The following is a 13,708-nucleotide window of genomic DNA, read 5'->3' as shown; positions in this document are numbered from 1 at the left end:
CCCCAATGAAGACGCTTCTTTCCATCGGTCACGGGTTTTCCGCACGCGCCTTGACCCCACTGCTAAGCGATTTTCGCATCATCGGCACCACACGGTCCGAGGAAAAGGCCGCTGCCCTGCATGATGACGGGATCGAGGCCGTGGTCTGGCCCGGAACTGATCTGACCCCGCTAATTATGGGCGCGACGCATATCCTGACCTCGGTCGCGCCTGCGGAGAGTGACCCCGTGCTGGCCGAATATGCTGAAACCTTGCGCCACGCTCCGGCGGAATGGGTGGGATACCTGTCCACCACCGGCGTTTACGGCGACCGCCATGGCGACTGGGTGGATGAAACCTCACCGCTGACCCCCGCCACAAAACGGGGCCGCGCGCGCGTCGCGGCGGAGGGGGCGTGGGCGCAACTTGGCCTGCCGCTGCATATCTTCCGCCTTGCCGGTATTTACGGTCCCGGCCGCGGCCCCTTTGCAAAGGTACGCGCAGGCACCGCCCGCCGGATCATCAAACAGGGGCAGGTCTTCTCTCGCACGCATGTTGAGGATATCGCGCAGGTTCTGGCTGCCTCCATCGCGCAACCCAATGCGGGCGCTGTTTACAATGTCTGTGACGACGATCCGGCCCCCCCGCAGGAGGTTATCGCCCACGCCGCCGAACTGCTGGGCGTGCCAGTGCCGCCCGCCATACGAATTGAGGATGCCGAAATGACCCCCATGGCCCGCAGTTTCTACGCTGAGAGCAAAAAGGTGCGGAACAACCGGATCAAGGAGGAGCTGGGCGTCACCCTGAAATACCCCGATTATCGCATAGGCCTTGCCGATCTGTTGGCGCGTGAGGGCGCCGCGCATTGATACGCGCCGCGTGGTCTCCTATCTCAGGGCAAAGATAGATCGGAGATCGCCATGCATCATTTCTCACTGCTAGACCTGTCCCCCGTGCCTGAGGGGAAGACGACAGCGGACGCTTTGTCCAACACCGTTGAGCTCGCACAGGTGGCTGAGGCATCGGGCTATCACCGCTATTGGTTGGCAGAGCATCACAACATGCCCGGCATTGCCAGCGCAGCGACCGCAGTGGTGATCGGCCATGTTGCGGGGGCAACCTCGACCATTCGTGTGGGGGCGGGGGGCATCATGCTGCCCAACCACGCACCGCTGATGGTGGCGGAGCAGTTCGGCACGCTGGCCACGCTGTACCCCGACCGGATCGACCTCGGGCTTGGCCGTGCGCCGGGCACGGATATGGCAACGGCACGGGCGCTGCGGCGGCATATGGCGCCCGAGGATAGCTTCCCGCAGGATGTGCAGGAGCTGATCGGATATCTGGGCGATCCGGTGCCGAACGCGCAGGTGCAGGCCGTGCCGGGAACCGGAACGCATGTGCCTGTCTGGGTGCTGGGGTCCAGCCTGTATGGCGCGCAACTGGCGGCGTATCTGGGGCTGCCCTATGCGTTTGCATCGCATTTCGCACCGGCCATGCTTGAGGAAGCGTTGGAAACCTATCGCGCCACGTTCCGCCCCTCGGCCACGCTTGCGCAGCCCTATGCGATGGTTGCGGCGGGGGTTTGTGCGGCGGAAACGGACGAGCAGGCGGCCTATCTGCGCAGCTCGCAATACCTCGCCTTTGCCCGCTTGCGCACGGGTAAGCCGGGTAAGCTGCCACTGCCGACGCATGATCTGTCCGAAATTCCGCCCTCGGTCATGGCCGGGGTACAGCAGGCGCTGTCCTGTTCTGCCACCGGCTCACCCGAAACGGTAAAGCAGCAACTGGCCGATCTGATCGAGCGTTACAAACCGGATGAGTTGATGGTGACGGGCATGATCCACGATCCGGCGGCACGCATCCGGTCGTTCCAGATCGCGGGCGAAGCGTTGACGCAGTTGCAGGCGCAGTCCCAAGCAGCCTAAACCGGTCCTATCGCGAAAGGACCGCCCATGCTGCCTTGGACTCACCTGGATACCGCCACCACGCCCGAGGGCGACCTGCTGCGCCTGTTTCAGCGCGGCACGGAGTTTTCGATCCGGTTGCAGGGCGGAAACGAGCTGATGAACTCGCGTCTCAGCGGGTCCGAGGAGGCCTTGGCCACGTTGGCGGTGCAGCGTCTGGGGCGTAAAGCGCCACGGGTGCTGATCGGCGGGTTGGGCATGGGCTTTACCTTGCGCGCCCTGCAACAGGTCGCCCCCGATGCGCAGATCGAGGTGGCGGAGATCGTCCCCGAACTGGTCGGCTGGGCGACGCAGCATATGGGCGCGGTCTTTGGCGACTGCCTGAACGATGTTGAAATGCGGATCGGGGATGTGGCGCGGATTATCGAGGGCGGCGGCTATGACGCCATCCTGCTGGACGTGGATAACGGGCCGGATGGCCTGACCCGCGCCGGTAATGACGGGCTGTATAGTGAGGCGGGCCTACACGCCGCCCGCTCCGCCCTCACCCAAGGCGGCGTGCTGGCGGTATGGTCCGCGCATCCTGACAAGCGGTTTGCAAAGCGGATGGAAGCGGCGGGGTTTGAGGTGGACGAGGTTGCTGTGCGCGCAGGCAGAAAGCGCGGGGCGCGGCATGTTATTTGGGTTGGGGTTAGGTGATTTACTGGTTAGAGGTTTGCAGCGATGACCTGTCGGAGGTCTTCATTGCAAGATCTATTAGTGATGTGTTTAGCGTGTTTAAATATTGATCTATAAAGCACTCTATTGCCATCAAGTGAAATAAATTTACGAAAATGGAATCTCCAGATTTGAAGGAAAATCCCATATTGCCCTTTATATTGCAGGATTTTTCAAGTTTTTCTGTTGCTGTGGGCGTGCTATGCGTAATGTGATTGCGTAGCTCTCCAAACATGGAAATCGTATCTGCCCAATCTGGCACATCTGTGTGTATGTATTTTGACGGCCTTTGCATTTTTGTTTCTCTCCAATAGGCTTTGGTTACTTGCGAAAGGCCATCGTAAGTTTTTCTGCGACGCCATTGGTCAATTCTTTGTGTGATTGCAACTTTCCATGCTTCTGGATATTCATCTTTTTTGCATATAGATTTCTAAGGTCTTTGTAATCACTTCCTTTAAGTAGAGTGACCGGATTGAATTGAAGATAAATTTCGTAAGCTTCAAATGTGATGTCTTCTATAACTCCATACATATCCGCGAAGCCATATGCAGATATAGGTTCTTGTGAGGCAATATATTTTTCAGAAGCTTCCCTGCCATCCCAATTTACAAGTGTGACACGCTTTGGAATTCCATTCTCTACCCTGATCGTCTGTGTCTGTAATGCTCGATTTGGTTCTAGTTCTTCATAATATTTTTGAGAAACTTCCATGGCATTAATCGTCAAGGCCCATCTTAGGTATACGGACCTTGACATGTCGCGCCAGTCCCCGATTTTCTGAGTTGTTTGGGCAATCCAGTCTTCTTCGGGGCATGTTGAGGTGTGTATAATGTTTGTAATATCTTCAATTTTGAAATCTCCGCTTTCAAATTTTTGCTGCGGTGTGAAGGAATATCTACTTCTTATGCTTCTGGTCATTTTTCGTCCTTAATTTGAATAAGTTGTATATTTAGTTTTGAAATAAAAAAAGGCCCCGCCTTTCGGCAGGGCCTCCCAAATTCTCACCGATACTTAGAAATCAGTAGCGGTAGTGCTCAGGCTTGAACGGGCCGTCAGCGGTGACGCCGATATAGGCGGCTTGTTCGTCGCTCAGCTTGGACAGTTTCACGCCGATCCGGTCCAGATGCAGGCGGGCGACTTTCTCGTCCAGATGCTTGGGCAGGATGAACACGCCGGGCTGGTACTCGTCGCCCTTGGTCCACAGCTCGATCTGCGCCAGAACCTGGTTGGTAAAGGACGCGGACATCACGAATGAGGGGTGCCCCGTCGCGTTGCCGAGGTTCAGCAAACGGCCCTGCGACAGCAGGATGATGCGGCTGCCCGAGGGCATCTCGATCATGTCCACTTGGTCCTTGATGTTGGTCCACTTGTGGTTCTTCAGCGCGGCAACCTGAATCTCGTTATCGAAGTGGCCGATATTGCCGACGATCGCCATGTCCTTCATCTCGCGCATATGCTCGAGGCGGATCACATCCTTGTTGCCGGTTGTGGTGACGAAGACATCAGCGGTTTTCACTGCGTCCTCCAGCGTGACAACCTCGAACCCGTCCATAGCGGCCTGTAGCGCGCAGATCGGGTCAACTTCGGTGACTTTCACACGCGCACCAGCACCGGCCAGCGACGCTGCCGAACCTTTGCCCACATCGCCGTAACCGCAAACCACAGCAACCTTACCGGCCATCATGGTGTCGGTCGCGCGGCGGATGCCATCGACCAGCGATTCCTTACAGCCGTATTTGTTGTCGAATTTCGACTTGGTAACGGAGTCGTTCACGTTGATCGCGGGGAAGGGCAGTTGACCCTTTTTGTGCAGGTCGTACAGGCGATGCACGCCGGTCGTGGTTTCCTCGGACACGCCTACGATGGCCTCACGTGTTTTGGTGAACCAACCGGGTGTTTCGGCCATACGCTTCTTGATCTGCGCAAAGATGGCTTCTTCTTCCTCGGAGGTTGGAACCTCGATCAGGTCCGTCTCACCCGCCTCAACCCGTGCGCCCAGCAGGACATACAGAGTGGCATCGCCACCATCGTCGAGGATCAGGTTTGCGCCCTCTGGGAACATGAAGGATTTGTCGAGGTAATCCCAATGCTCAACCAACGTCTGGCCCTTGATCGCGAAAACTGGTGTGCCGCCCGCAGCAATTGCCGCCGCCGCATGATCCTGTGTCGAGAAGATGTTGCACGACGCCCAGCGAACATCCGCGCCCAGCTCAACCAATGTCTCGATCAGAACGGCGGTCTGAATGGTCATGTGCAAGGAGCCGACGATGCGCGAACCGGCCAGCGGCTTGCTCTCGCCATATTCGGTCCGCAGTGCCATCAGGCCCGGCATTTCAGTCTCAGCGATGTCCAGCTCCTTGCGCCCGAATTCGGCGAGGGAGATGTCTTTGACGATGTAATCGTTGGCCATAACCAGCGGCTCCTTTATTTCACAACTTGATCGGCACATAACAAAACCGAGGACTACTCACAATGCAGCTGATGCCGCAGGAGATGATATGACGGAACGTGCTTGGCAACGAATGCTTTCGGGACGAAGGCTGGATTTGCTGGATCCATCCCCGCTGGACGTGGAAATCGAGGATATCGCGCACGGCCTCGCCTTTGTTGCGCGATGGAATGGGCAGACGCAGGGCGATTGGCCCTATTCGGTGGCCGAACACTCGCTGCTGGTCGATGATTTGTATCATGAGCTTTATCCAAAGGCGCCTGTGCGCTGGCGCTTGGCGGCCCTGCTGCATGATGCGCCCGAATATGTGATCGGGGATATGATCTCACCGGTAAAGGCTGCTGTTGGGCCGGGATATAGGGCGATGGACGTGCGCCTGACCGCCGCGATCCACCTGCGCTTTGGCCTGCCGCCCGCGATCCCGCAAACCATCAAGGCGCAGATCAAGCGGGCCGACAAGATTTCCGCGTGGGCCGAGGCGGTGCGCATTGCCGGTTTCACCAAGGAGGAAGCTAACCGCCTGTTCGGTGCCCCGCGCCATAAACCCGCCGACGCGATACGGATTGATCTGCGGGCGCCCAGCGTGGTGAAACAGGCGTTTCTGGAACGCTTCGCCCAACATATGGCCGCGATGTGAGCCGCAAGCTTGAACTTGGTCTCAGCGCCGTTCTGGTCGGCGTGATCGAGGGGCCGGACCGCGCCGTGCCCCATGTGCTGACCCTGCCGGGGCCGGAGCTGCCGACACGCGCCTTTGACCCTGAACGACATGGCACGTTGGAGATGTCGCTGCGCGATTGGGTGGAAAGCGATACCGGCCACACGCTGGCCCATGTCGAGCAGCTCTACACCTTTGGCGATCGGGCAGGGGGCGACGGGCCGCACCATGTGTCCATCGGATACCTTGCCATCGTGCCGGGGCGTGAGCGGTTGGAGGGGCAGGACTGGCGCGCATGGGCGCAGTTTTTCCCGTGGGAGGATCGCCGCGCCGGTATCCCCCCTGTCCTGACCGATTTGTTGGAGCCGCGCCTGCGCAAATGGGCCAATGCGGCGGCGCGGCGCGACCGTCTGAACTTGTCCTTCGGACTGGAGGGGCACCCATGGCGCGATGAGCTGGTGCTGGAACGGTACGAGCTGCTCTACGAGGCAGGCTTGGTCGCGGAACATTTCCATGATCGTGGGTGTGATGTGCCGCAGGACCTGACCGGAACGGGGCGCCACATGCCGCGCGATCACCGCCGTATCCTTGCCACGGGTATCGGGCGATTGCGGGCAAAGCTGAAATACCGTCCCGTGTTGTTCGAGTTGATGCGCGAAACCTTCACCTTGTTCGAGCTGCAAACAGCGGCCGAGGCCGTTTCAGGGCAATTGCTGCACAAACAGAACTTCCGCCGGATGATGATGCAATCGGGGTTGATTGAGCCGACAGGCGCGCAAACCAGCAGGCGCGGCGGCAGGCCCGCCTCGGAATACCGGTTCGCGGCGGAGGCGGAATGGGAACGGCGCGTTAGCCCCGTTCGATTTGGCGGTGCGCGGGCGCGTTAACTGCGCCCGCTCAGAAATCGCGGCTATAGGTGATACCCAGCGAGGATGACCCCTCACCCGCGGCGATCCGCGCATCGATGACCACGTTGCGGATCACGTCCAACTCAATCACCACCGTATTCTCACCCGATCCATCCAGCGCGGTTTCCGCGCCGACAAAGACACCTTGCCCAAGGGTCTTACCCACGGTCAGAGATGAACCTTCGCCGCCCTCACCCGCATCCAGCTGGAAAACATCAACGCCTAGCGCGCCGCGTGCTACATCAAATGGGCCGCTATTGCCCGATAGCAGCGTTGCCAGTCCCGATGCGAGCTGTAGCGCCTGCCCTGCATTCAGGCTCTGCTGGGATTGCCCGAACAGCAGTTGCGGCAGGACTTCCTCCTCGGGCAGGGCGGGTTGCGAGGCGAAACTGATGCTGGGGTTGCTGGCCGACCCGGAAACGATGATCTGACCGGTCAGGTCATCATCCGTGCGGGTCAGAACCACATAGATGCGTGGATCAATTGTCGAGCCGCCATCCAGCGTGAATTTCCCCTCGGTCAAATCAAAGCTGCGCCCGATCAGGGAGAAGGACCCGCGCAGGCGCTCAATCTCACCTGTCACGCGGGGTTGCGCGGCGGTGCCCCGAATATCCAGCGCTAGCTCCCATTCGGATTCCAGCCCGCGCCCCCGCACGAACAGGCCATTGGCCGCGCGAATGTCGATGTTCAGGCTGATCGAGGTCGGTGCATTGCTGGTTTCCTCCTCAACAGGTTGCCCCAGAATGTGCACATCGCCCAGCGTCACGATTTCCGTCGCGCTGGCATTGACCAGCCGCACCTCGGCCCGATCAATATTCAGCGCACCGGTGATATCCAGCGCATTTAGCGGTCCATTCACCCCGACCGTTCCGCTGATCTGTGCGGTTAGGTCATCGCGGCGGATCAGCACGGCTTCCTCAACCACGAACTCCGAGATCACCTCAAGCGGGCCATCTGCCGTGGTCAGGTTGACCTCACCGGATAAAAACCCGCTGCCGCCATCACTGCCCTGCAAGGTAAAGGCAAGGTTGCCCGCAGGATCGATATCACTGATCAGCGTCAATTCGGTCAGGATCACACCCGCGTCCAGATTCTCGTAACGCCCGTCAGATAGCGATACGTTGCCGCCAACACGCGGCGCGGCCAATGTGCCGTCTATATCCAGATCGAGTGTCGCCAGGCCGGACAGGATTTGCCCCGGTGCAGGCACGAATGCCCAAAGCGGCCGAACCTCACCCGCCCAGCGTACTGTTGCTGATACAGGTTGGTTCATCGCGGGTTGCGGAATGGGGCTGTTGGCGCTGGCGATAACGGGAATGGATGCGCTCATCTCAAACGGTTCGTCAAAGCCGCCCTCGATACGCGCATCCGCCTGAACAATCCGTCCATTCCATGTCGCGCCAAAATCGGCATCGACGGTCAGGCCCTCCTCCAACACGTCCGAGCCAACGAAATCAATCAATGTACCCTCCAGCGTCGCGCTGGCACGTGTGGCACGGGTGTCGAACGTCGCCTCGGCATCCAGACGACCGGCGAGCACGGAAATATCCGCATCCTCCGCCACTGTGCCCAGATCAATCGCAACGGCACTCAACGATCCGACCAAGCCGCCACCGATCATCTGCACGTCACCGGTCAACCTGCCGTCGCCGGGCAGGGTGATATCGATATTGTTCGCGTTCACGACCCCACCAGCCACGGAAATGCGCAGTGGTTCGGAGAGGGAGATTTGCGCATCCCCCAGCGCAGTCGTTAGCTCGGTGACAGTTACATTGGTCGTGGGTCCATCCAGCGCGACCTGCGCTGTTGTATCGAGGCTGAGATCACGGCCAGCCGCCTCACCCCGCGCGGTTGCTGTCAGGTTCAGGTCCGACAGCGTGCCATTCGCGGTCACGGTCGCAGTGTTAATCTGCGCCGTTCCGGCATCCACGCCCTTCACCGTGACATTGGCCGTGACCCGAGGATCACCGCTCAGCAGGTCCACAGCATTTGCCTGCAAGGTGGTATTGTTGGCAGTGGTGGCACCAGTCCCCGCATTGCTCAACGTCAGCGATAGGTCTGCATTCTGCTGTCCCCCGCTGCGCGTCAAGGTGATCTGACCTGTGCCGGTGCCGACCAGATCGGCAACGGGCAATGTGGATAGATCGGCGGCGGACAGGTTCAGGCTCGCCTCGGTCAACAGCGTAGACAGGTCCACATCCGCCCGACCGGTCAGTTGCTGCCCGACCAGTGTGCCGCTCAAATCACGCACGGCTAGGGCATCGCCCGCCAGTGAAATGCGTGTCGTGATATTGGTGTTGGACAGCAGCCCACCACTGCCCTGCAAGCCGACGCGCGCCTCAATCGCATCGCCAAGCGTGACCTCGTGGTTCAGACTAAGCGTACCAAGCGTATTTTGCGAAACGATCAGATCGCGCAGCTCCAGCGCGCCGCTAACCGCCGCAACGTCACCCAACGTGACGGTGCCGTCTGCGCTCAAATACCCGCTGGCCTGCGCGTCATAGGCCGCCGCCAGTTGCGCGATATCATCGCTGCGCAGGGCGTAATCCAGCACCTGACCACCGTCGCGCGGTGTTAGGGTTGCGGTCAGCACATCCGAGCTAAGGTCAGCCTGCGCCGTGGCCAGCGCACTATCGGTAATCTGCGCGGTCGCGCTCAATGTGACAGGACCCAGCAGGTCGGGCGTCAGTCTATCAACACGCAGTCCGGTGATGTTCGCATCCGCAGTCAGCGCAAAATCATCCAGTGGACCGTTCACACCGATGCGGATATCCGCCTGACCGATATCGGCCAGATCGGCATAGGCACCGCCACGCAACTGCGTTTGCAGCTCTGCCTGCACAATGCCATCCGTGCTGGAGGCCTGCGCGCTGAGCGTGACCGCCCCCGCCGCGGATTGCCCGAACGCATCGGCCAGCGGGCCAAGTTGCGGCAGTTCTGCATTCAGCCGTGCGGTCCCGTCGCCGGTATCCAGTGCGTATTGCGCGGCGCCAGTGGCGTTCAGAACACGGCTGCTGACATCCAGTTGCTGCACGTCCAGAATACCGTCGATAAAGCGGGCCTCGGACGTGATCTGAACCGGTCCGATTGTGCTGGCCGGAATGTCGGCTGTTGCCAGTTCCGTTGCCTCAATGACGTTCTGCACGGTGTAGCCGATTTCGCTGCTGCCAATCACGTTGGCGGATAGGGTCAACTGCTCCGCGCTGGCCTGATCCGCAAATCGCGGTTGCAGGAAATTGGCGTTCAGCGTGCTGGACAGAACGCCATCGGTTAGCGATCCCTCGGCCTGTAAATTCAAGCGCCCCGACGCATCCACGCCATAGGCCAGCGCAAAGGGTTCTGCCTCACCGGTTTGGGCGCGCAACTCGAACTGCGTCAGGCCGGTCTCAACCTCCTGCGAGCCACTGACCGTAATATCCAGCGGGGTGGAGCGCAGGGTCAGGCTGTTCAACTGCAACAACTCGGCGCCCAGCGTTGCCTGTGCCTCGATCCGAGCGGGGCCGATCAAACCGGCCTCCAGCTGATCCAACCGCAAACCGGTTGCCGAGCTGTCCAGTGCGATGCTGATATCCTCACCCAACTGCCCCAGATAAACCGTCAGGTCCAAGCTGTCCAAATCGGCGGCGGGGCTGCGGAAATCCGCGACACGACCAGAAAGCTGCCCGTTTAGCACACCCTCAACCCGCGCGACTTCACCGCTGATGACCAAGCCGCCTGTGGCGTCCTGTCCATAAGCGCGGGCGATCTGGCTGACATTATCTGCCGACAAATCGACCGACATATCCGCGTTTTGAAAGGCCAGATCGGTGGTGCCCTGCGCCGAGAAGGAGATCAGCGGGCTGTTCAATCGCGCTGTGTTCAGCTCGATCAGATCACCATCCTGCACCACGTCGATGCGCAGGGTTGCCTCACCCACTGTGTCGGCATCCACCTCGTCCAACCGCAATCCGGTGCCGGTGCCATCTGCGGTAACGCGCAACCGTTCCCCTATGCGTCGTGCATCAACGGTCAGCGAGACCTGTTGCGCATCGACCAGCGCAGACTGGAAATCGGTGAGAGATGCCATGCCCTGTGCGGTCAAATCCTCGGGCGGGCCGGTGACCTGCCCGTCAAAGCCGAAGCGTTCAAAGGCTAACCCCTCGACCAGATCGGACAGCTCACGCTGGCCATCCAGAACGATTGCCAGATCGCTGGTGCGGGTTTCCATGTCAAAGCTGCCACGCCCCGTCAGTTGCAGGGCGGGACTGTCCAATTGCAGCGCGTCGATGCGCAGCACGCGGTCCTCACCCTGAACGATGGCGACATCCAGTTGCGCCCGCTCACCCGTGACGGCGCGAACGGTCGGGCTGATCTGCGGACCGGGAACCAAGGTGAAATCGGCGCTCACGCCCAGCGGCTCAACATAGCTGACAGTTGCCTCACCCTGCGCGGCGAAAACGTCGTCGGTTTCGGCATCAAAGGTCAGTTGCCAATCATCGCGCGGGCCATTGCCGCTGACGGTAACGGCGCTGGCGCTGTCCTCGGGGAATCCGGCCAGCAGGGCGACGATGCCGCCTGCTTCCTCACGCGCGGTCAGGTCGATGCCCAGCGTTTCTGCCGCGAAATCGCGCAGATAGGTCAGGGCGATCTCGCCATCGATCTCATCCGTGCGGGTGATGGTCATCTCGACCGTTTGTTCATCCCCCTGATCGCGGGCGGACCCCTGTCCGTCAAAGGTCAGCGTCTGCCCCATAACGTCGGGCCCGATGCGGATATCCTCCAGCGTCATCGCCTCTACGATCACGGGGATCGGGGCGCGGGGCCAGTCAAAGGGCGATGGCGTGCCCTGCGTCGCCTGTACATCCAGCTCAGGTGCCTCCGCATTGGCGGAGGGTGCGCGCGTCATGTCCAAGCCACGCACGATGATACGGCTGAGGTTGAGCTGACCACGCAGGATCGCGGTTGCAGACCAATCGACCACCAATTGATCAATCGTCATCCAGACACCGGTTCCGTCCGAGATTTTCACCCCGTTCAGGCGGGTTGCACCCTCGGCATCCTCAACCAGATCGGCGGTGATCTCAAAGCTGCCGGGGGATGAAATCTGGCTCAGCGCGAATTGCACCAGCCGGTTATCCAGATCGAAAATCGAGCTTTGCGCCGTAGCCGGCAGAACAGTGCTGAGCCAGATCAGCAGGACGGCAAAAATACGCATCAAAAGGCCTGCCCGATTGCGAGGTAAAACTGGAATCCGTCTTCGTCATCATCGGGGTCCAGCGGGAATGCCAGATCGGCGCGGATGGGGCCAATCGGCGAATAGTAGCGGATGCCAGTACCCACCGCCGAACGCAGATCGTCAAATTGCGGTGTTACGCTATCACTTACCTGCCCGGCCTCGGCAAAGACGACACCGCCCAGATCACCGACAATGCCAAAGCGTAGCTCCGTGCCGATTTCCACAACCGACAGGCCGCCGCGCGCATCGCCGTCAGAATCCTCCGGCCCCAGCGAGTTATTGGCAAAGCCGCGGACAGACCCGCCGCCGCCTGCAAACAGGCGCCGCGTGATTGGCACGTCATAAACATCATTCGCGATGATCGAGCCGATGCGCGCACGGCTGGCCAGCACCAGCGAACTATCCTCGTTCAGCGCCAGATAACCTGCGATGCGCCCGTCAATGCGTACAAAATTAACGCTCTCATCATTCACATCACCTGCAAAGGGGGCCAGCGTCAGGCGTCCCCGCACACCGCTGCGCGGGTCCAGCGGGTCACCCGTATTGTCAAACGCCGCGAATAGCGGCAGCCCGACGATGGAGATGTCGGTATCAACGCCATCCTCATCAATGTTCGAATTTTCGTAAACGGCAGAGGCACCTACGCGCCATTCGTCGTTCAATTCACGCTCAACCCCGCCGCCAATCGTGCCAATAACGCCGTCATAGGCATCTTCATCCACGTCCGAGATAGACATGGCCACAGTCAAGGTTTGTCCGTCGCGATCGAATTGCGGCACCCGAAAGCTGAGCCCGACACTGGTATCCGTTTCCCCCAGCTCAACCTCGAACAGGGCGTTTTCATTGCGGCCCAACAGGTTGCGATGCTCTAGCGAGGCATTCAGCGTCACACCTGCATCGGTATCAAACCGCAAACCAATGGAGCCGGTGCGCTCCTTTCGCTCATCCACCGTGACGGTCAGCGGTAGGGCAACATCGTCTGGTGCGTCCTGCGGCGGCTCAACGGTGACGGTGTTGAACAGTTCCGTGCGGATCAGGTCCTGCTGGAATTGCGAAACGGCCAGCGCGTCATAAATCTGCCCCTGCTGCCATGTGATATAGGTGTTGAGGTATTCCTCCTCGACACTGGTCAAACCGACATAGGTCATCGGGCCGAATGTATGCTGATGGCCCGCATCAATGCTGGAACGTACAGTCAGCGTTCCCGCCTCCGGATCGGCCACGGCGTTGCGGTCAACATATTTGGCATAGGCGTAGCCCTCACCCCGCAGGGTGGCGACGGCGGCGTCCTCCGCCTCCAGAATCAGGATCGCCTGCGCACGCTGACCCACCGGGCTGCCCAGCATTTGCGGCGCTGGCAATGTTGGGTTGGGCGAGGCATTCTGTAACTCAAACGCATGATTGCGCAGGGCATAGGCAGTGCCCGGTTCAATAACCATTTCGACATTTAGGGGCGTGTCATCCTCACCACCGGTGACAACGCGCGTCACCTCGGCGGTGTAATACCCCTCGGATTGCAGCAATGATTTCAGGGTGTCGATGTCATTATCTGCACGCCGCCGCAGAAAGGCGGGCGAAACCGCGCCATCCTCCTGCCGCAGATATAGCGCTAGCGTTTCCTCGGCCAGATCGCTCACCTCATCGGTGGGGGCGCCGGTTAGGGTTACGGTATAGTCAATTCGATCAACCGGAGCTGGCACATCAAAGCCAAGATCGTCAGTGCCGCACGCGGCCAGTGCTGTAACGATCACGAAACATGGCATTGTTCGCAACATGCTAGTTAGCTCCAATCATGGAATGTCTGGCCCGAATCTTAGGCGCAAGCACAGTGGAATGCATCCCGAAATCAGGGGGAAACCAAGGTGTTTTGCACCTTGGCCG

The 13,708-nt window shown here is 59.9% G+C and carries 9 protein-coding genes; 5 read left to right on the top strand and 4 right to left on the bottom strand.

All coding sequences use genetic code 11. From position 1 onward, the window contains the following. The first annotated feature begins 5 nt into the window (after nt 1-5). Genes CR254_RS12940 through CR254_RS12930 form a run of 3 tightly spaced genes read left to right on the top strand, consistent with a single transcriptional unit; the run spans nt 6 to nt 2,582 of the window. The gene (locus tag CR254_RS12940) at nt 6-848 is read left to right on the top strand and encodes an SDR family oxidoreductase (RefSeq protein ID WP_097930638.1); all 843 of its coding nucleotides are present in this window, start codon (nt 6-8) and stop codon (nt 846-848) included. Nucleotides 849-899: 51 nt separating this feature from the next. Continuing rightward, nucleotides 900-1,904 carry an LLM class flavin-dependent oxidoreductase gene (locus CR254_RS12935; RefSeq protein WP_097930636.1) on the top strand — a complete coding sequence of 335 codons (1,005 nt, stop codon included), beginning with the start codon at nt 900-902 and terminating at the stop codon, nt 1,902-1,904. A 27-nt stretch (nt 1,905-1,931) separates the two neighbouring features. Beyond that, entirely contained in the window at nt 1,932-2,582 is a 651-nt protein-coding gene (locus CR254_RS12930; protein WP_097930634.1) for a spermidine synthase, read from the top strand. Nucleotides 2,583-2,921: 339 nt separating this feature from the next. On the opposite strand, the gene CR254_RS12925 is transcribed toward CR254_RS12930, so the two are convergent. Both CR254_RS12925 and ahcY read right to left on the bottom strand, forming a co-directional pair. After that, nucleotides 2,922-3,518, bottom strand: coding sequence for a hypothetical protein (locus CR254_RS12925; RefSeq protein ID WP_097930632.1), 597 nt, complete (start codon nt 3,516-3,518; stop codon nt 2,922-2,924). A gap of 100 nt (nt 3,519-3,618) precedes the next feature. Continuing rightward, nucleotides 3,619-5,010, bottom strand: a complete 1,392-nt coding sequence (gene ahcY, locus CR254_RS12920; RefSeq protein WP_097930630.1) for an adenosylhomocysteinase — start codon at nt 5,008-5,010, stop codon at nt 3,619-3,621. An 88-nt stretch (nt 5,011-5,098) separates the two neighbouring features. Between ahcY and CR254_RS12915 the strand changes: the two genes are divergently transcribed. Further along, nucleotides 5,099-5,686, top strand: a complete 588-nt coding sequence (locus CR254_RS12915) for an HD domain-containing protein (RefSeq protein ID WP_097930628.1) — start codon at nt 5,099-5,101, stop codon at nt 5,684-5,686. Beyond that, nucleotides 5,683-6,591, top strand: a complete 909-nt coding sequence (locus tag CR254_RS12910) for an NUDIX hydrolase (protein WP_180955990.1) — start codon at nt 5,683-5,685, stop codon at nt 6,589-6,591. The genes CR254_RS12915 and CR254_RS12910 overlap by 4 nt, the downstream gene beginning before the upstream one ends. 10 nt (nt 6,592-6,601) lie before the next feature. Here the strand turns inward: CR254_RS12910 and CR254_RS12905 are convergent, their stop codons facing one another. Both CR254_RS12905 and CR254_RS12900 read right to left on the bottom strand, forming a co-directional pair. After that, nucleotides 6,602-11,806 carry a translocation/assembly module TamB domain-containing protein gene (locus tag CR254_RS12905; protein WP_097930626.1) on the bottom strand — a complete coding sequence of 1,735 codons (5,205 nt, stop codon included), beginning with the start codon at nt 11,804-11,806 and terminating at the stop codon, nt 6,602-6,604. Further along, on the bottom strand, nt 11,806-13,602 hold the full coding sequence (locus CR254_RS12900; protein WP_097930624.1) for an autotransporter assembly complex protein TamA: 1,797 nt from the start codon (nt 13,600-13,602) through the stop codon (nt 11,806-11,808). The genes CR254_RS12905 and CR254_RS12900 overlap by 1 nt, the downstream gene beginning before the upstream one ends. Nucleotides 13,603-13,708: the final 106 nt, after the last annotated feature.

Origin of the sequence: Pontivivens marinum (assembly GCF_900231835.1) — a bacterium.
Classification (GTDB): domain Bacteria; phylum Pseudomonadota; class Alphaproteobacteria; order Rhodobacterales; family Rhodobacteraceae; genus Pontivivens; species Pontivivens marinum.
This window is presented reverse-complemented; position numbering and strand designations above follow the sequence as displayed.